At 51.5% G+C, this 19,395-nt stretch carries 18 protein-coding genes; 17 read left to right on the top strand and 1 reads right to left on the bottom strand.

The genetic code is table 11. The features are described from left to right. The first annotated feature begins 10 nt into the window (after positions 1 to 10). The 14 genes from GCU45_RS14485 to GCU45_RS14420 all read left to right on the top strand — a co-directional run bounded on the left by GCU45_RS14485 (position 11) and on the right by GCU45_RS14420 (position 15,501). The gene (locus tag GCU45_RS14485) at positions 11 to 2,260 is read left to right on the top strand and encodes a DUF5696 domain-containing protein (RefSeq protein WP_152399439.1); all 2,250 of its coding nucleotides are present in this window, start codon (positions 11 to 13) and stop codon (positions 2,258 to 2,260) included. Further along, positions 2,257 to 3,126 (top strand): carbohydrate ABC transporter permease, encoded by an 870-nt coding sequence (locus tag GCU45_RS14480; protein WP_145949100.1) that lies wholly within the window; start codon positions 2,257 to 2,259, stop codon positions 3,124 to 3,126. Before GCU45_RS14485 ends, GCU45_RS14480 begins: the two co-directional genes overlap by 4 nt. A gap of 27 nt (positions 3,127 to 3,153) precedes the next feature. Continuing rightward, entirely contained in the window at positions 3,154 to 4,140 is a 987-nt protein-coding gene (locus tag GCU45_RS14475) for a carbohydrate ABC transporter permease (RefSeq protein WP_145949099.1), read from the top strand. Positions 4,141 to 4,193: 53 nt separating this feature from the next. Then, a complete protein-coding gene (locus GCU45_RS14470) occupies positions 4,194 to 5,249 on the top strand; it encodes a glycoside hydrolase family 76 protein (RefSeq protein ID WP_152399438.1) in 1,056 nt (351 codons plus the stop codon). Between the two features lie 192 nt (positions 5,250 to 5,441). After that, positions 5,442 to 6,461 carry a LacI family DNA-binding transcriptional regulator gene (locus GCU45_RS14465; protein ID WP_076172759.1) on the top strand — a complete coding sequence of 340 codons (1,020 nt, stop codon included), beginning with the start codon at positions 5,442 to 5,444 and terminating at the stop codon, positions 6,459 to 6,461. A gap of 129 nt (positions 6,462 to 6,590) precedes the next feature. Then, on the top strand, positions 6,591 to 7,580 hold the full coding sequence (locus tag GCU45_RS14460) for an ABC transporter permease (RefSeq protein ID WP_208837127.1): 990 nt from the start codon (positions 6,591 to 6,593) through the stop codon (positions 7,578 to 7,580). 23 nt (positions 7,581 to 7,603) lie between these two features. After that, complete coding sequence (locus tag GCU45_RS14455; protein WP_089549172.1) at positions 7,604 to 8,488, top strand: carbohydrate ABC transporter permease; 885 nt, start codon at positions 7,604 to 7,606, stop codon at positions 8,486 to 8,488. 90 nt (positions 8,489 to 8,578) lie between these two features. Further along, on the top strand, positions 8,579 to 10,225 hold the full coding sequence (locus GCU45_RS14450) for a type 2 periplasmic-binding domain-containing protein (RefSeq protein ID WP_152399437.1): 1,647 nt from the start codon (positions 8,579 to 8,581) through the stop codon (positions 10,223 to 10,225). A 46-nt stretch (positions 10,226 to 10,271) separates the two neighbouring features. Continuing rightward, a complete protein-coding gene (locus GCU45_RS14445) occupies positions 10,272 to 11,615 on the top strand; it encodes a glycoside hydrolase family 30 protein (RefSeq protein ID WP_152399436.1) in 1,344 nt (447 codons plus the stop codon). Between the two features lie 284 nt (positions 11,616 to 11,899). Then, on the top strand, positions 11,900 to 12,877 hold the full coding sequence (locus GCU45_RS14440) for an ABC transporter ATP-binding protein (RefSeq protein WP_244364570.1): 978 nt from the start codon (positions 11,900 to 11,902) through the stop codon (positions 12,875 to 12,877). After that, entirely contained in the window at positions 12,870 to 13,625 is a 756-nt protein-coding gene (locus GCU45_RS14435) for an ABC transporter permease (protein ID WP_145949096.1), read from the top strand. The genes GCU45_RS14440 and GCU45_RS14435 overlap by 8 nt, the downstream gene beginning before the upstream one ends. Before the next feature lie 43 nt (positions 13,626 to 13,668). Beyond that, complete coding sequence (locus tag GCU45_RS14430) at positions 13,669 to 14,085, top strand: GntR family transcriptional regulator (RefSeq protein ID WP_076172765.1); 417 nt, start codon at positions 13,669 to 13,671, stop codon at positions 14,083 to 14,085. Next, the gene (locus GCU45_RS14425; RefSeq protein WP_152399435.1) at positions 14,063 to 14,761 is read left to right on the top strand and encodes an ABC transporter ATP-binding protein; all 699 of its coding nucleotides are present in this window, start codon (positions 14,063 to 14,065) and stop codon (positions 14,759 to 14,761) included. The genes GCU45_RS14430 and GCU45_RS14425 overlap by 23 nt, the downstream gene beginning before the upstream one ends. Beyond that, on the top strand, positions 14,758 to 15,501 hold the full coding sequence (locus GCU45_RS14420; protein WP_116232860.1) for a hypothetical protein: 744 nt from the start codon (positions 14,758 to 14,760) through the stop codon (positions 15,499 to 15,501). Before GCU45_RS14425 ends, GCU45_RS14420 begins: the two co-directional genes overlap by 4 nt. A 413-nt stretch (positions 15,502 to 15,914) precedes the next feature. On the opposite strand, the gene GCU45_RS14415 is transcribed toward GCU45_RS14420, so the two are convergent. After that, complete coding sequence (locus GCU45_RS14415) at positions 15,915 to 16,442, bottom strand: YbhB/YbcL family Raf kinase inhibitor-like protein (RefSeq protein WP_145138581.1); 528 nt, start codon at positions 16,440 to 16,442, stop codon at positions 15,915 to 15,917. A 172-nt stretch (positions 16,443 to 16,614) separates the two neighbouring features. Between GCU45_RS14415 and GCU45_RS14410 the strand changes: the two genes are divergently transcribed. The 3 genes from GCU45_RS14410 (at position 16,615) to GCU45_RS14400 (ending at position 19,392) form a co-directional block, all read left to right on the top strand. After that, positions 16,615 to 17,280, top strand: a complete 666-nt coding sequence (locus GCU45_RS14410; protein WP_152399434.1) for a GntR family transcriptional regulator — start codon at positions 16,615 to 16,617, stop codon at positions 17,278 to 17,280. A gap of 564 nt (positions 17,281 to 17,844) precedes the next feature. Then, positions 17,845 to 18,702 carry a MurR/RpiR family transcriptional regulator gene (locus GCU45_RS14405; protein ID WP_152399433.1) on the top strand — a complete coding sequence of 286 codons (858 nt, stop codon included), beginning with the start codon at positions 17,845 to 17,847 and terminating at the stop codon, positions 18,700 to 18,702. Positions 18,703 to 19,176: 474 nt separating this feature from the next. Then, positions 19,177 to 19,392 carry a hypothetical protein gene (locus GCU45_RS14400; protein WP_105445736.1) on the top strand — a complete coding sequence of 72 codons (216 nt, stop codon included), beginning with the start codon at positions 19,177 to 19,179 and terminating at the stop codon, positions 19,390 to 19,392. Positions 19,393 to 19,395: the final 3 nt, after the last annotated feature.

The raw sequence follows: 19,395 nt of genomic DNA, 5'->3' as shown, positions 1-19,395 counted from the left end.
GGGGGGTACCATGAAAACGAGACTCGCCAAACGATGGATCTACTATTTAACCGTCAGCGTCATCATTGCTGCGCTCGTGCTCCTGGCGTTACCCTCCGTGCAAAAAGCTATTGAACGGGCCAAGGAGGAAATGCGGCCGAATAAGAACCAGGTCGTTGAGAGTGAGCAGATGCCGGCTCCGGAGGAGAGCGGACAGCCGCAGAAGCCAACCAATTATGAGAAGATCGCCGAAAACAACCGGCTTGAGCTGCAGTTCCGCTCATCCGATTCCGCCATCGCGGTGATCGACAAGAGCAACGGGTACCGGTGGGAATCGGCAGTTCCGCTCCAGGATGTCGAAACGGACGGGAATGAGCTGTGGACCGCCAGCAGTCAGTCGATTTTTCATCTGACCTACACGGATCCCCATCTGCCTGCGCTGGAAACGCAGGAGACGAACTTTGCCCTCGAGCAGCCGAAGATGACGACGACCTCACTGGAAAACGGGATATCGGTTCGTTACGAGCTGCCGAGGCTGAAAATCAGCTTCGATATGAGCTTCCAATTGAAGGGAAACGCCCTCGAAGTCACCGTACCCGGCCAATCGATCCAGGAAGGGGAAGACAACTGGCTCATGTCGGTTGCTCCACTTCCCTTCTTCGGAGCGGCATCGGATCACGATCAAGGCTATGCGGTCTATCCCGACGGGCCGGGTGCGCTGTCTTACTTTAAGACGAACCACCCGAATTATTTGAATCCTTATCGTGCGAGCGTTTACGGCGCGGATACGATTACTTTCAATTTTTTCGGACGGGAACAGAACGCGATGCTGCCGATATTCGGCTTGAAAGTGGCCGATAACTCCTTTATGGGGATCATCACCCAGGGGGAATACGACGCGAATGTCCTGTATTCGCCGAGCGGCTATCTCATTAATTTGAACCGTGTATCTTCCGAGCTCGTTTACAGGCGCGAGTATGAAGCAGTTAAAAAAGACGGCAACCTGACGAAGAAGCCCGAAAAGGATCTGATCCGCGAGGATCATACCATCCGCTACGTGTTCTTTAGCGGCAAAGAGGCCGATTACAGCCATATGGCGACCGCCTACAGGGAGTATTTGCTCGACGAGCAAGGCGTGGTTCCGAAGGTGAAGAAAGGGGAGGCGGTTCCTTTCGGGCTTGACCTGCTTATGGGCATTAAGAAGGACCAGATTCTGATCGATCATTTTATTCAAAATACGACCTTCTCAGAGGCGCAGGACATGATGGAAGACCTCAGCCAACGCGGCGTGCAGTCGATTTCGGCGAACCTGCTCGGATGGACGGGTGAAGGCTATATGAGTTATCCGTCGGGATATAAGCCTTCCGGTAAGCTGGGCGGCACAAGCGGGCTGGCGAAGCTGAGCGAGTATGCGAAGGCGAAGAACTACCAGCTTTTTCTGCAGGACAACTATGTCGAGGCATGGAAGGGCAACGACGGGTTCTCGTCGCGTAAAGACGTCGTTGTCGGAGCCAATCATTTTGTCGTGACCGACCGTTACAGCGAGCTTTTCTACTTGAATGCAGGCAAACAGAATGCGCATTTCCAGAAAAAAGTGCTGAATCCGCTGCGCAAGCTGGGCATTACCGGCATTAACTTCGACGGCATCGGCAGTCAGCTCTACTACGATTATAATGACGATTACCCGCTGAAGCGCGGGGGGACAGCCAAGCAGTGGACGGAAATGATGGAGAAATCGGTCCTGCAATTCGGCGGTGCGGCCTCGGTTGGGGGCAATGGATACAGCCTGAAGCATTCCTCCCGCCTGTTCGGCATCCCGATGGAGGACAGCGGCTTCTTCTTTACCGACGAAACGATCCCGTTCTACCAAATGGCGCTGCATGGCATTATTCCTTACTCGGGCGATCCGCAAAATTTATTTTACGATCCACAGCTGCAGTACCTAAAGATGGTGGAATACGGCTATATGCCTTACTACCAATTAACGATGAACCACTCTGAAGATTTGAAGGACACCATCTACAGCGATTTGTTCAGCTCGGCCTACAGCAACTGGGTGGATCAAGCGGTCCAATACTACAAAGAGATGAACGACAAGCTGAGGCCGGTTTGGTCGCAGACGATGAAGGAGCACCGCAAGCTGCAGGATGATGTTTATGAGGTCGTATATGAGGACGGGACTCGCGTCATTGTCAATTATACGCCGGGTGAGGTAACGGTCGATCATTATGTTGTTCCGGAGAAAAACTTCATCGTGGTGCCGAAGGGGGGATCAGCATGACAGGGAAAAAGTTGAGTCTGGAACGAAAAAAAATGCTGGCAGGCTATGTTTATATCGCTCCATGGGCGATCGGTTTCGCATTGTTCATGTTATATCCCTTGATTTACTCCCTTTGGCTGGCCTTTCATGAAGTTGTCGGCGTTGGCAATTTCGACTTGGAGTCTGTCGGCTGGGGAAATTTCAACAAAGCGTTCGTGCTGGATACGCAGTTTATTCCGTTGTTCATTTCGGTGGTACAGGATGCTGTCATCAATACGCCGCTGATTCTGGTCTTCTCTTTGTTTATCGCGATCCTGCTGAATCATAAGATCCGCGGACGCGCCTTCTTCCGCGCGGCGTTCTTCCTGCCCGTCTTGATCGGCTCCGGCCTTGCAATGCAGCAGCTGCTCTATGCAGGGGTCGGCAAAGACACGCTGGTGAACGGCATCGGCGTTCCGGAAGAAGTATTTCTGTATATGGGCCCGACGTTCTCGCAGATCGTTTTTGATATGCTGAGCAGGCTTACCGTGATCTTCTGGAAAACGGGCGTGCAGATCCTGCTCTTTTTAGCCGGACTTCAGGGGATTTCTCCGTCGCTCTATGAATCGGCAAGATGCGACGGGGCAACCGAATGGGAGATGTTCTGGAAAATCACGCTGCCGCTGATTTCGCCGATCATCCTGCTTAATCTGGTCTATACATGCGTGGATTCCTTTACGGATATCAACAACAGGATGATGGTCTATATCAAAGATACGGCCTTTACGAAGATCGAAATGGGCTACGCGTCCGGTATGGGCTGGATCTACTTCTTGTTTATCTTCTTGCTGCTCATTATCGTATTTGCTTCAACCAGACGCTTAGTCGTATACACAGGTGAAAAATGAGAATGAGGAGCAAGGAGGTGGTGCAGCGTGAAACCGATTCCGATGTCGAAGACCAAGCAGCGTGTGGCTGTGCAGCCCGAAAGTATCGCTAACCGGGCGAAAGCGTTAAGAAATAACAGCGTCATCAGCCGGATCAGCAGCAGAAGCCGCTGGTTCGCGCTCATTTACCGCATCTTCGTGTACGTGATTCTAATTGACTTGGCCTTTGTTTTTCTCTATCCGTTTATCTATATGATCACGACCTCGCTCAAGCATCCGGTGGATCTGATCGACTTCGCGATCAAGTGGATTCCGACGAGTCTGGCGTGGGAAAACTTCTACTACGGCATGAAGGGGCTGCAGTTTTGGACGCATTTCAATAACTCGGCCCTGATTTCCGTAGTGAGCGTGATCGGCCAGGTATTATCCTGCTCTTTCGTCGCCTATGGTTTCTCCCGCATTAGGTTTCCCGGACGGGAAGTCCTGTTCGTGCTGTGCATGTTCACGATGATCATTCCGCCGCAAACGATCATTGTCCCTTTGTATATGCAGTACAAGACGATCGGCTGGCTGGACAGCGTGATGCCGCTGATCGTGCCTTCCTTTTTTGCGAATGGGCTTAGGGGTGCCCTGTTCATCTTTATCTTCCGCCAGCTGTTCCGCGGGCTTCCGTGGGAGCTGGAGGATGCGGCTAGGGTGGATGGCTGCGGAAGCTTCCGCGTATACTGGAAAATTATTCTCCCGCTTACACCGCCTGCGATCGTCGTAACAACCCTGCTGTCCTTGGTATGGCACTGGAATGACTTCTTCGAGCCGTCGATCTTCCTGACGTCGGAGGAGAAGTTCACCTTGCCGATGATGCTTCCGCGGCTCTATCAATCCCTGGATACATTGACAGGCAGCAGCTTTGAAGTGTTCAGCCTGCCTGTCGTCATGGCCGCTACATTCCTTGCGCTGATTCCAATGCTTGTCGTCTATCTCTTTCTGCAGCGGTATTTCATTCAAGGTGTGGAGCGTTCCGGGCTGGTTGAGTAAGTGGAATGAACAGCCCTCCATTCGGGTGCCGTTGAAAGGGGAGAGAGGTCGCCATGCTGTGGTCAGAACGCGCGGATGCGGCGCAGGAAGCGCTGCGCCGGCATTATTGGAATCCGGATATCGCCATGTTTAATATTGAAACGCCGTGCCCAAACGGCGAGTGCAACACGATTTTCCATTACTGGTGGATGGCGCATGCCGCCGACGTGCTGGTGGACGGACTGCTGCGCACCGGCGAGGCGGTGTATGGGGAAATGCTCGCGGAGCTCCATGACGGCATCCGGCGCCGGAACGGCGGCGTGTACCCGAATGAGCTGTACGACGATATGGAATGGATGGCGCTCGCCTGGCTGCGCGCGTATGAGGCGACCGGCGAGGAGAAGTACAAGGAAACCGTCCACATCCTGTGGGAGGACATCCAGAGCGGATGGAACGACCATATGGGAGGCGGCATTGCGTGGCATAAATCCCAGCTGGCTTATAAAAACACCCCGGCCAATGCGCCCGCCGCCATTCTCGCGGCAAGGCTGTACCGGTGCTTTGGCAGCGCGGAGGATTTGGAGTGGGCCCGCAACATTTATGATTGGCAGCAGCGCTCTTTGGTTGATCCCGCCACCGGCTTCGTCTGGGACGGCATGAACCGGACCGGGGACGGAAGGATTGATAAGGACTGGAAGTTTACCTACTGCCAGGGTGTCTTTATCGGAGCGGGCGTGGAGTTGTGGCGGGTGAGCGGGGAGCCGGGCTTCCTCAGGGATGCTCTGCGCACGGCCGAGGCCGCCAAGGCAGAGCTTGCCGCGGATGACGGCGTGTTCCCGGACGAAGGAAGCGGGGACGGCGGCCTGTTCAAAGGCATCCTGGTCCGCTACCTGGCTGAGCTGAGCCTAGCCTCGGAGGAGGCGGCCCGGCTTGCCGTCCCGATGCTCGCCGCAAATGCCGGCGTGCTGTGGGACGCCGGGCGAAGCGCCGCATGCCTGTTCGGAACGGACTGGAGGCAGGCGCCGGCAGAACCGGTATCCCTGAGCACCCAGCTGAGCGGTGTGAAGCTGCTGGAGCGCATGGCGGTGCTGGAGAAACTGGGGTTTGCCGATCATGAGAATAAACAATAAGCATGTTTAACGATATCTTAAACAGTAGAACTGCATCGTTGGTATGGAAGGCAGGCTCAGTGGACCGTTCACGTAAAGTGGGCGGTCTTTTGGTTTGTTTTCCCGCTTGCTAAAAAAAGGATTGTGTTGAAAGCGCTTGTATGGTATTTTATGTACATAAAAACGTTTTTATAGCAAAGGAAGAATGGTTATATGGGTAAGGTAACGATCAAGGATGTGGCTAAAGCGGCCGGAGTCTCCATTTCTACGGTTTCGAATGCATTGAATGACGTGGATGTATTGACTCCGGAGACCAAATCACATGTTCTGAAGGTGGCAGAACAATTAAATTATGTACCGAACCTGAACGGGAAGCTGCTGAAGTCGGGGAAGACCAAGATGCTTGGCTTCTTTACAACAAGCGTGGCAGGGCCCTACTTCTACACACTGGTTGAGTCGATGTCACATGAATGCGACCGTCTGGGTTACGGATTGAATGTGTTTATTACGAAGGATAAGCAGGTTATCATGAGCAATATTATGGGCGGCCGGGTGGATGGCGTCATCATATTCGAAGAGCTGAGGATCGACGACAAAGACATCGCCGCTATGGAGAAGGACAAGATCAATGCCGTGTTCCTGGATCGCGAGATCCAGAAAGAGACGATGGGCAGCATCATTTTCGACTCCTATGAGGCCGGTTATGAAGCGACGAAATATTTGATCAGCCTGGGGCATAAGAAGATTGCCTATATTTCCGGCGTGGATACGATGTTTGACAGCGTTCAGCGGAAAGAAGGATATCTGGCTGCACTGCGCGAGTGTCAGTTTCCCATCGATGGAGACTATATCCTGCAGGGTTATTTTGAGGAAGAAGGCTCCTATAACGCTGTGAAATCCTTTCTTCACCTGCACCCCGACAAAGTGCCGGATGCTTTTCTTGCCGGTAACGACGTGAGTGCCATCGGTTGTATTCGGGCCCTGAAATCTCTGGGATACGAGGTTCCCCAAGATATAAGCGTCGTGGGCTTCGATGATATTGATATTGCACAGTATTTTACACCGCCTCTATCGACCGTACGCAATCAGATTGCAAGACAAGGCATTCTGGCCGTGGATCACCTGGTTCGCATGATTCAGAAGAAAGAGCAAGGCAAGACTCAGAAATTGCCTGGGGAGCTTGTCGTTCGCGGCACCAGTCATGTGAAGATCAATCGGAATAAACCGGTTTAAGTGAAAGGGCTGATGATTATTCCGATTCTTTTTTTTAAAAATGATACAAAATAGGAGGATATTTTTTGTCAAAAAATAAAAACGTTTTTATTTAAGTCTGTCATTTTGTGATCAAAGGAGGCTTACCAGGTGGGCAAAACAGTTTTAGTTCAGCCAACCGGCACAGGCCCGGTTCAATCAACCGGAAAGAAGCCGCGAGGGCAGAGAATCAAGGAGTTTTTCATTGATTTCAGGCGGCAATGGGAGCTTCAATCGATGATTCTTCCCGGTATTATCTTTATGTTTATTTTTTGCTACATACCGATTTATGGTTTATCCATTGCTTTTAAAAATTACACCGTCATTGATACGCTGGATTCCGCTCCGTGGGTTGGCCTGGACAATTTCAAAATTATTATATCGGACAAGTATTTTTGGGATTCCGTAGTCAACACGCTGGGCATCAGCTTTTTGAAACTGGCGGTGGGCTTTGTCATTCCGATCATTTTGGCCATTATGATTTACGAGGTTAGCATGGGCCGGTTCAAAAAGTTCGTACAGACCATTTCGTATCTGCCTCACTTCTTGTCATGGATCGTGCTGGGCGGAATGCTCATTACTTGGTTCTCCACCTCCGGTTTACTTAACGAAGTGCTGCTTGGTTTAGGGCTGATCTCGCAGCCGCAAAACATTTTGCTCGACCCGAGCAAGTATTGGTGGATCGCGACCTTATCGGACATCTGGAAGGAAGCTGGATGGGGGACGATTCTGTACTTGGCGGTCATGTCCAAGATTGATCCTACCTACTATGAAGCCGCAAAAATCGATGGTGCGAGTCGCCTCAGACAAATCTGGAACATCACACTGCCTAACATGAAGATGATTATCAGCTTAAATCTGATCTTGACTGTAAGCGGTTTATTGGGGTCGAATTTGGATCAAACCTTGGTGCTCATGAATTCACAGAACCGGGAAAAGGCGGAAGTCATTAACTCCTACGTGTACCGGATGGGGATGACGCAAGGGGATTTCTCTTATGCCACCGCGGTTGGTTTGGGTGTATCCATCATATCGGTCATTCTGCTCGTTACGGCTAATAAGGTGACCAGCAAACTAAATGATAATCAATCCGTTCTATAGGCCATGCAGGGGGAGGCATTACGGTGAATTTGAAAGCAGCTAAAGGGGATCTCGATAGCAAGATCTTTGATACGATCAACATCATTCTATTGGTTGTATTTACGATTATTATTGTCGTTCCGTTATGGAACGTTGTCGTTTCATCCTTCAGTTCGGGCAGGGCCCTTGCCGAGGGCGGGTTTATTTTCTGGCCTAAGGAATTATCGCTTGAAAATTATCAGGCTGTATTCAGAGATACAGGCATATGGCAGGCCTTTTTCATCTCGGTTGCCAAAACCGTGATCGGGGTTATCACCCATGTATTCTTCTGTGCCATGGTAGGTTATGGCCTGAGCAAAAAATACGTCCGCGGCCGCAAGTTCTACGTTGCGATGGGTGTCATCACCATGTTTTTCTCGGGCGGTATGATTCCGACCTACTTATTGATTAAAAGCTTGGGCTTGCTGAACACCTTCTGGGTTTATATTATTCCGGCTCTCTTAAGCTTCTATGATGTCATCATCCTGATGAATTTCTTCCGCAATGTGCCGGATTCGCTGGAAGAGTCGGCAAAGATCGATGGCGGTGGCGACTGGAGAGTTTTTCTGAGCATATTCATTCCTCTTTCTATGCCGGCCATGGCCACAATCGCCCTGTTTAACGGGGTAGGGCAGTGGAATGATTTTATGACCACGAAACTGTATATCACCGACCAATCGCTATATCCCTTACAGATGATGCTGTATGAAATTATTGTGCAGTCTCAGACGCAATCGATGCAAAATATCGGTTCGGTAGCGATTCAAACCACCACGAAAGGGGTCCAACTAGCAACAATCGTCGTAACAACACTGCCGATTGTTGTGATGTATCCGATATTGCAAAGATATTTTATCTCGGGAATGATGCTTGGAGCAGTCAAAGAATAGAGAAGCAACTCTAAGGGAGTGGAAATGAAGCTGGCTGTAAAAACACAGGCTCTATCAGGAAAGCGCTTTAATTAAAAGGGAGGGTATAGGATGTTTACGAACAAAGCTTTTGGAAAGAAAGGACTCACACTGTTTACTGTATTGATGAGTGTTGTATTGGTTGTGAGTGGCTGCAGCGGGTCGGGCGGCAAGTCCGGCTCAAAGAAGGAGAATTGGGTTTCGATCGAAGACCGTTATACACCGGATGCCGAGACTCCGGCCTGGAAGCTGGATAAAAAAGAAGAGGTAACCAACCTGACTTGGTATGTAAATGCGGATTGGTGGAATACGGATTTCGGCAAGGACGTGGTCACCAAGAAAATCAAGGAAGATCTGAATATCAATATCAAGTTCATCACGGGTGACGATACCAAATTGAATACGTTTTTTGCCGGCGGGGAAATGCCGGATTTGATCACAACGTTTGACTCCAACTCCCCGGTGGTACAAAAAGCGGCTACTTGGGCGCTGCCGTTAAATGATCTGGCTGAGAAATATGATCCCTACTTCAATAAAGTTGCTGCACAAGACACACTCAACTGGTTCCAGCTCAAGGACGGCAAAACCTACGGATATCCGAACTATTCCAATACACAAAAGGACTATGACAGCGGCAATATTCCTGCGAAAACGGCATTTATCATCCGTAAGGATGTTTACGAAGCCTTGGGTAAGCCTGTCATGGGCACACCAGAACAATTTCAGGCTGTCCTCCAGGATATCAAGAATAAATTCCCTGACCTGATTCCACTGGGATTCAACTCCATAGGTGAAGGAACAGGATCGCTTGGCGATACGCTTCAGGACTTCATCGGCGTGCCGCTGGAAGACAAGAATGGTGGATTCTATAACCGTAACCTCGATGAAGACTATTTAACTTGGGTAAAGACGCTTAATTCCGTATACAGAGCCGGGGCGATCAGCGATGACAGCTTTGCCGATGACGGAACAGCTTTTGAAGAAAAGGTCAAGGCCGGCAAATATGCAACCATTTTGCTGGATGGAACACCGCAGCAGGGCGGCAACCTGCAAAGCTTCTACAGTAATAATAAAGGCAAAGAGTATATCGCGATTGACGGACCCCAAAGCACGGTCGGGCATTCACCGACACTGAACCAATCCGGGATCACAGGCTGGATGATCAGCTTTATTACGAAAAATAACGTGGATCCCGCTAAATCGATTCAGCTCTTCACCTACTTGTTAAGCGAAGAAGGACAAATGCTGATGAACTATGGTATTGAAGGCGAGACCTATAAAGTGAACGCCGATGGAAAGGTTGAGTTCCTGCCTGCTGTGAAGGAGCTTCAGTTGAACAACCCGGATTCTTTTAAAAAGGATTACCGCATGGGCGAATTCATGTTCTTTGGCCATGACCGCCACAAAGCGCTCAGTGGTGACGCATTCCCGGATGCCATCAAGCAAATGCAGGAATGGGGTAAAGGAAAGCTGGTACCACACTTTATTCTGGAAAATATCAACCCTGACCAAGGCACACCGGAAGCGCGTTCTTTGACCGCAATCAATACCAAATGGAACTCAACACTCATAAGTATGATTCGTTCGAAGGATGAGGCTGCGTTCGATAGCCTCTTGAATGAATACAAAAAGTTCCTGGACAGTAACAATTGGGACAAAATCGTGGAGGTTCGCAATGAGAAGATGAAAGCGAACAAAGAAAAGCTTGGGCTGAAATAAGCGTTCACGGATAGGAAACGATATATAGAAATCTGGAGGGAACAACATGCTGAACATGACAATCTACCAGTCGAATGGGGAAGAGGAATTATTCATTAAGAAAACCAAGGAGGAGCTGTCGCCTGTATCTCCCACTGTACCGCTGAATACGGTTGTTATCGATGAGGAGCAGACGTATCAGGAGATGGATGGCTTTGGCGCGTCCTTCACGGATTCCGCGGCTTATCTGATTCATCAAGTACTGGGGGCCGATCAGCGTTCGGAGCTTATGACCCAATTGTTCGATCCGAAGGAAGGGATTGGTTTGTCGGTACTGCGCCAGCCCATGGGCGCATCTGATTATGCACGTGACTTCTACAGTTATAATGATCTGCCGGAAGGCCAGTCCGATATGGAGCTGAAACAGTTCTCCATTGCACACGATGAGGACGATATTATTCCACTCCTGCAGGAAGCACTGCGATTGAATCCGGATATCAAGCTGATGGGTTCGCCTTGGAGTCCGCCTGGCTGGATGAAGACTAGCGGGTCGATGATCGGCGGGGAGCTGAAGCAAGAGTGCTATTCGGTTTATGCCCATTATTTCGTCCGTTATATTCAGGAGTATGCATCTAAAGGTCTGCCTATCTATGCGATTACACCGCAAAATGAGGCATTGTATTCACCGGGTCATTATCCCGGCATGATCATGCTGCCTGAGACACAAAGTGATTTCATTAAGAATCACCTGAAGCCGCAATTCGTGAAGAATCATATCGATACGAAAATTCTCTGCTATGATCATAATTGGGATAAACCCGACTACCCGCTGACGGTGCTTGAGCAGGCCGGCGATGCAGTGGATGGTGTCGCCTGGCACTGGTACGGCGGTAAGCCGTCAGCCCAATCGGACGTATTCGAAGCTTTCCCTGATAAAGAGGTTCATTTCACGGAAGGGTCAGGCGGGGAGTGGATTCCGCCGTTTGAGCAAGCCTTCTCGAATGTCATGCGGACAGGTATCGAGATTCTCCGCAATCACAGCAAGTCTTACGTCTTGTGGAATATGGCACTGGATGAGAAAAATGGCCCTACCGTACCCGGCTTTGGTACAAGCACCTGTCGCGGTATTGTGACCGTGAATCAACAGACGAAGGAACTAACCTATACGCTGGACTACTACGCGCTGGCGCATTTCAGCAAAGGTATCCGTCCGAGAGCGCGTCGTATTGCTTCGACCAGCAATGATCTGATCCGCTCGGTTGCCTTTAAAAATACGGATGGATCGATCGCAGCCGTTATGTTTAACGACAGCGAAGCATCGGAGAGTGTTGCTGTTCAGCTGTACGGAAAAGAGGCATTGCAGCTTGAGATGCCGCCCAAGAGCGCTTTGACGGTAATGTTTGAAGTGTAACTAGTAGCTGGGCCTTTTATAATAAAAACCAGCTTGTTACATGAGAAAACGGCCTGCACCGATTGAAAAGTATAAAAGAGGATCACACTGCACGGCGATCGCTTCCCGGTATTCAACCGGAGAGTGGTCGCCGTTTTTTTTCTTCTCAAATTTTCCTACAAACTGCGCGGCTTGGTCGGAGTGACACAAAGAGAATTTACTCCGAAACCAAATGATTGGGCTTTACAATCTTAATGTTCTAGTGTACTATCTAACTATAACACTAATACAAGGGAGTTGTGATCATGAACCATCGAACAAATATGCAGGCGGATGCCGATGCGCCGGTTCTTTCACTCCAAGGGGTATCGAAACGGATCGGAAGCAAGTGGATCGTCAGCCAGCTTTCTTTTGATGTGCATAAAGGCGAAGTGGTAGGCCTGCTGGGGCCCAACGGTGCGGGCAAGACGACAACCATCCGCATGATCGCCGGATTGATCGGGATGACGGAAGGAGATGTGCTGGTCCGCGGGAGCAGCATCCGCCGCGAATGGAAGCAGGCGATCCGCCATATCGGGGCGATTATCGAGAACCCGGAGTTCTACCCGTATATGACCGGATACGATAATTTGAAGCAGTACCAGCGGATGAATCCCTGGATCAGCCGGGAGCGGATCGACGAGGTCGTCCGGCTCGTAGGGCTGGAGCAGGCCATGAAGAAGAAGGTCAAAGCCTACTCGCTCGGCATGCGCCAGCGGCTCGGTATCGCCCAGGCGCTGCTGCATGAGCCGTCGGTCCTGATTCTGGATGAGCCGACGAACGGCCTGGATCCGGCGGGCATCCGGGAGATGCGCGACTATCTCAAAAATATCGCCCGCGAAGAAGGCATCTCCATTCTGGTGTCGAGTCACCTCCTGCTTGAAATGGAGCAGCTGTGCAGCCGGGTCGTCGTCATTCAAGACGGCAAGCTGGTGACGGTCCGCTCCATTGGCGGAGGCAGCGGGGAAGCGGAGCAGCCGGGGCAGCAGGAAGCGATGCGCGTCATGTTCCGCGTTGGCCGCCTCGAAGAGGCGAAGAGGCTGCTCGAAGGGCTGGATCTGGCGGAGGTACTGGCGGTGAACCCGGAACAAAGCGAGCTGATACTTTCCTTGCAGTACAAGGACATTCCGGGAGTAGTGGAGCGGCTGGGCACCGGCCGGATCCCGATTTACCTCATTACCGAGCTCAAGCAGTCTCTAGAAGACGAATTCCTGAAATGGACGGGAGGAAACCAAATTGCGTAGTTTTTCTTTGCTGGTGGTCAACGAATGGCTCAAGATGGCCAAGAAGCGCAGCTTCTTCATTCCTTACGCCATCGCTGCGGTGGCCGCGATCGCCCTGGGCTGGATTCTCAAGCGTTGGGGTGGCGAGATGATGACAGGGGCGAGCGCCCTGGATTATACGGTATTGATGGCGGGAATGAGCGGATTTGGCCAAATGACGGCCATGCTGGCGATCATCTTCACAGCCGGCATCGTATCCGGGGAGCATGGCCAAGGGACGATCAAGTTCCTGCTGATCCGCGGGCAGAGCCGGTCCGCAGTTCTGGCATCCAAGTACACGGCGGCCGTCCTGTTTACACTGTCGCTGGCCGTATGGCTGACGGTGCTGAGCTTCGCAGCGGGTGCGTTCTTCTTCGGCACGGATGCAGGGGAAGCCGGCTGGCGGGATGTGCTGGTGGCCGGAGGCAGCACGCTGGTGTACAGCATTATTTTCATGACATTGGCCTTTATGATGGGGGTGCTGACCCGGTCGACGGGTGCCGCGATGGGCGTAGGTATGGCCTCGGTGATGTTCAGCGGAATCGTTATTCCGAAAAGCTTCTATAAATACGTGCTGTTCCCGAACGCAGACCTGTCGGTGTACAGTCAGGGCGGACACGCACCGATTCAGGGGATGAGCCTGGGCTTTTCCATCGCCGTTCTGGCGGCATATCTCGTCTTGTTTCTTGTCGCCAGCTTTGTTACGTTTAAGAAACGTGATATAGCCTGATGCGCGGGAACGTAAGCTGACGGCGAAAGGAGTCTGTCCTGAAGTGAGTATTGAATTCGACAACAATTTGCCGATCTATCTGCAAATCATGAACCATATCAAGAGACAAATTGTCTCAGGCATCCTGCAGCCGGGCGATAAAATCCCTTCCGTAAGGGAACTGGCGGCCGACCTGCAGATCAACCCGAACACGATCCAGCGCACGTTTCAGGAGCTGGAACGCGAGGAAGTCGTAGAGACCCGGCGCGGGCTGGGAAGATATGTGACAAGCGAGGAATCGAAGATTATGGCGATTAAAAAGGAAATGGCGGGCGAATTGCTTCACCAGTTTATCCATGGCATGCAGGAGCTGGGGTTCAAAAATCAAGACATCGTCTCCATCGTAAGCGAGGCGGTCGCGGAGGACCGAAAGCAAGGCGTAAAGGAGGGGGCTAAGGGTGGAAACACTGCTCAAAGTTGACGGCGTATCCAAGAAATACGGAGGCAAGCTGGCGCTGAACAGCGTGTCACTGCGCATCGGACCGGGACGGATCGTCGGCCTGCTCGGGTCGAACGGCAGCGGGAAGAGCACGCTGATGCGGATCGCCGCCGGGCTGACGCCGCCTACCGCGGGAAGCATTTCCGTGCTGGGCAAGCCGGTGGGCAAGGAGACGCGCAGCCTGATCTCTTATATGCCGGACCTTCCGCTGACGGAGAGCTGGATGCGGGTGAAGGATGCGGTTGCTTTTTACCGGGATTTCTATGATGATTTCGACTTGGAAAAGGCGCGCGAGATGCTCGACTTTATGAATTTGAAGGAGAACGACCGGGTCAGCTCCCTTTCCAAGGGCATGGGCGAACGGCTGCAGCTGACGCTGGCCCTCTCCCGCCAAGTGAACCTGTATCTGCTTGACGAGCCGATCGGCGGCGTGGATCCGGTGGCACGGGGTAAAATTCTGGACGCGATCGTCCGCTTCTACAGCGAAGACAGCAGCCTGATTGTCAGCACGCATTTGGTGCGCGATATGGAGCGGATTTTTGATGAAGTCATGTTTATCCAAGACGGCGTCATCGTCCTGCACGAGGAAGTCGAGAGCATCCGCATCAACCGTGGTAAAGGCATTGACGATCTGTTTAAAGAGGTGTTTGGCGAATGATCAAGCTGTTAAAATACGATTTAAAGCGCAACGCGACGCTGCTGCTCGGCGGGATGGCGATTCTCCTCCTGTGCGAGTTCGTCCTCCTCTGGTCCAGGGCCACGGATGAAGTCAAAATCGTCCTCTCGGTTCTGTTCTTCGGCGCAGTCGCGGTGATTTACTTCATTTCCAGCCTCCGTGTGTTCGACTACAATATCACCACGGTCAGCCGCCGGCTCGTACCGGTAGGTGCTTTGTCTTACGTGGGAGCTTCCCTGCTGTACGGACTGCTGAACTCACTGGTGCTGACCGTAATTGGCGCGGCGTTCACTGCTTATATGGTGGTCAACTTAGGGGGCGGATTCAGCTGGGCCGGCCAGATACCGGTCTGGGCCATCGTGCTGATCGTTGTCGAATATCTGTTTCTGCTCGTATACGGCTTTTTGACCTTTTATGTGACGATCGCCTTGGCGCGCAGCCTGGTGACCAAAGGCGTGTTTTGGATCGGACTGCTGATTTTTATCGTCCTGACCATCGTCCTGTCTTATGTTGAAGACTTTCTGTTCGGCCAGGATTCGTCCGCGTTGTTCGGAAGCGTAGATCTGGAGTGGAGCTCTCAGTCCGGCGTGCTGGCCCGGGAGCTGCCGGGTCTCCTGTCTGCCTGGCAAACCTGGGGCTCCATCGTGTTTGAAGGGCTGCTCTGCGTAGCATTTTTGTACGTGATCAAATGGTGTATAGAGAAAAAGATTGAAGCGAGATAAGGAGAAGGGTTGGCTTTGAGCGGCGTTAGGTTGAAGACCGAACGCAGGGGTAAACCGTGCCGCCGTTTGCTATAGAAAAAAAGGTTAGGGAACTGAAAAGGTACCCGTACACTGACACTTCAAAAAGTGTTTAGTGTACGGGTACCTTTTTTGCTTACTGGGTTATTTGAATTTGATGGTGTTTTTAATTTTGCTCCCACAGCCGCATATGATCGTGTGCTTCAAATCTTTAATTGGCTGATGGCACAGGGGGCATATGCTTTGATGAATTGGATCGTTCAAACTCACAGCCACCTCCGTACTTAACTCGGCTTCGCTTGATGCATTTGTCATGCGGTTCCTGCCTCGATGCTTTATACCGGCAACAACGCAAACGAACTCTTTTTTCATATTCCATCGACAAACGGTTTGGGTTACTTGCTTTCCCCTGTAGCCACGAGCACGGCTCTCCCCAGCGTATGCCCCAGCATGGTGAATCCTAAGACGGCCGGCGTGGCGCTGCGATCAACGCCGATATCCTCGACATCCAGCGCATGAACGACAAAATAATACCGATGCGGACCATGTCCCGCTGGAGGCGCCGCACCGATAAAGCGTTCAAGCCGGGCATCGTTCGGCAGCTGCAGGGCGCCTTGCGGCAAACCGCTACCATGCTCGTCGCCTGCGCCAGTCGGCAGCTCGGTGACATTGGCAGGGATGTTGATGACGGCCCAGTGCCAGAAGCCCGATCCGGTCGGGGCATCCGGGTCATATGCGGTTACGGCGTAACTCTTCGTCCCTTCGGGCGCACCGGACCATTTCAAATGGGGCGAAAGATCTTTACCGCCCTCCACTCCAGACGCGTATTGCTGGGGAGGCAGGGGAAGGCCTTCCGCAATATCATTACTCGTTAACCGAAAGGCTTCAACTTCCGGCAATTTGGCAAATGGGTTGTTGTTCATTGTAAACTCCTCCTTTTTTGTATGAGTCGATTATATACGCAAGAATCGATTTTGTAAATATAAATCGTTTTATGTGTGAATTATCGATTTATTTCTTGTTTTTTTGTAGGTTTCGGTGTAAATTATTTAAACGTGTACAATCCCGATATGCATAAAGGATGGTGTCAGCTTCATGGCCAAGAGAAACGGTTCTTCCACTTTAAGTGAAAATGTCACAAAAAAACTGAGGTATGATATTTTGGACGGACAATATGAACCGGGCGCTCCATTAACCGTTTCGGAATTAGCCAAAGGTTTCGAGGTCTCGGTTGCCGTCGTTCGGGAAGCGCTAACCCGCTTAGCGACCCAAGGCCTCGTCATACAGAACCCGAATCACGGATTTTCCGTGAAGACGGCGTCGGAAGAAGAACTGAAAAGCATTATAGAAGCGCGGTCGATCAATGAATCCGCAGCCTTACGCCTGTCCATCGCTCACGGCGATCTCACATGGGAATCCAACGTCATCGCTGTTCACCATAAACTATCGCAAACACCCGAGTACGAGGATGGTCTTCCAAAGCTCGTCGTTCGCGAAGAGTGGTCCGACATTCACCGTCAATTTCATTACGAACTTATCGCTGCATGTCCCAATCCGGTGCTTCTGGATATTTGCAGACGCCTGTGGGATTTAAGCGAATTTTATCGGCATTATTCACCCCCGCAGCAGTCCGTTCGTGATGGCCGCGCCGAACATAAGGCATTAGCGGATGCCGTAGTAAGCCGTGACGGCGATCGTGCCGTCGAGATTTTTAAGGCGCACATCCAACTCACTGCGGATATCCTGTTTGACCATCGATAAGCGGATACCCTTCAAATCGCCACGTATCCTTTCTGAAATCAAAAAAAGGAGCAGTCTGCGCTATGGCAAACGGCTCCTTTTTTAATGATGTCACACGATTCAAAACTCCCAACGGCTTATAGGGTCCAGCTTAACCGGCCGGAATTACCAATTCTCCAACTCTTTCTCCATATAAACTAATCTCAACTGTCAATTAATGACGGCGGTACGAACCATGCGATATCCGATGCTTTCGTACAGTCGGATATTTTTAACGCTCCGGTGGCCCGTAAATAATTCAAACTTTCTCAGCTCATCTCACCTTCCTCTTGGCTCAGCTCGTTCCAAACCATACTGGTAAAATCAGGTGTATTCTACCATCAGACTCATCGGGCGACAACCAGGCCGGATCTCGGAGATGGAGGAACCTCGGATGCGTGCGGATATCTTTAAAAAATCACTTTATCTCGGGAGTATGATTCCTTTAAAATAGAGGGATAAGGTCTGTGAACATTTTCCAGTTATGTGAAGGTCAGCGGATCATAACGGATCCATATTTTCGAGCCAGCGAAAGTGAGGAATGACATGAACGGAGGAATAGTCCGACTGCGGGAAATTCTGGATGACATTACACCATCGGAGCGCAAGGTAGCCGATTTTATTCTGCAGCACCCGGGCGAGATGATCGGGCTTTCGATCGCCGAGTTGTCCCGCCGGAGCGGGGGGAGCCAGGCCGCCGTCGTCAGACTGTGCAAATCGGCCGGATTTAAGAGCTACCAGGAGCTGATGCTTAAGGTGGCGGGCGATCTGCAGGAAGGCCAGGAGGAGCCCGGAGGGTATCAGGAGATCCGCCCGCATGACTCGGTGGATGCCATTATTCATAATGTGACGAATAACAATATTCAGTCGATCCGTAACACGGTTAAGGTGCTGGACAAGCACATGGTTGAACGGGCGATCGAGGCGCTCGGCCGGGCGGAGCGGATTTTTTTCTTCGGGATCGGCGCCTCGAACCTCATTGCCCAGGATGCGCAGCACAAGTTTCTGCGGATCAACAAGCCAAGCTTTTCGTTTGCCGACCCGCATCTGCAGCTGACCTCTTCGGTGCTGCTCACGGAGCGGGATGCCGCCGTCGGCATTTCGTATTCCGGCAAAACGGACTATGTCATCTCCGGTATGAAAGCCGCCAAGGAGGCGGGGGCGGTGACGATCTGCATTACGAAATACGGAAATTCGCCACTGAGCGGGATTGCCGATATCCAGCTGTACACATCATCGACCGAAAACGATATCCGCAGCGGGGCGACCGCCTCCCGGATCACCCAGCTGAACATCATCGACATGCTGTACCTGGGTGTCGCCAGCCGCAGCTATGACCAGTCGGTGGACTACCTGGAGAAGAGCCGGGCGATGATCAACAAGACGAAGCAAAAGGGAGGCTGAGCTCAGGGAAGCTGTGACCCGGGTTGAAGCGTGCCATTCCGCGCTTGACCGCGTCCGCACCCGCGGGGACAGGCCCAATACGTATAAGAGTAACGCTGCGGCAAAGGGGCTGCTCCGTTTAATCCGGGGCAGCCTTTTATCGTAGGCCACAAGACTCGTTAAGGACGTCCCTTTTCACTGCGAGTGTTGTGTTCGAGGCGTTGAATCATATCACCGTACTGCGATTTCTCCAATCGCGTCGGCAGGTAAGATTCGGAAAACAGGAAAAACCCCAAACTTTTGGTTTCCCTCCAGCAGCAGACAATTTATACTTAAATTTGACAAAATGCCATCAAGGCTTGAATGGAGAGCGTTTTGGGAGGATATGTACATCCTTTCATAGTCGGAAGTGAAAATCATTTGGAACCGGCTGGAAGATCCGACGTAAAAAAATGCTGTAAAGTACAAAGCAATGAAATAAGGGGTGTAACGAAAATGGGAAATGAGATGGATGTCATTTTGGTCGAGAAGATGTCAAACGGCAGCCTGCGGACGATGGAAGAGCGCAGATGGGGCATGAATATGGTGGCTGCGCTGGAGCATGTCAACTATATCGTCGTCGACGGCAAGGAATACGAAACGATTGAGGGAAGGCTGAATGTCGATACCGGCAAGCTTGAGCTTTTGCTGGTGCAGATACGAAACGAGTAACAG

This window comes from Paenibacillus cellulositrophicus (assembly GCF_009363095.1).
GTDB lineage: Bacteria > Bacillota > Bacilli > Paenibacillales > Paenibacillaceae > Paenibacillus_AQ > Paenibacillus_AQ favisporus.
The sequence above is the reverse complement of the archived record's forward strand: the minus strand, read 5'-3'. Positions and strand labels throughout refer to the sequence as shown.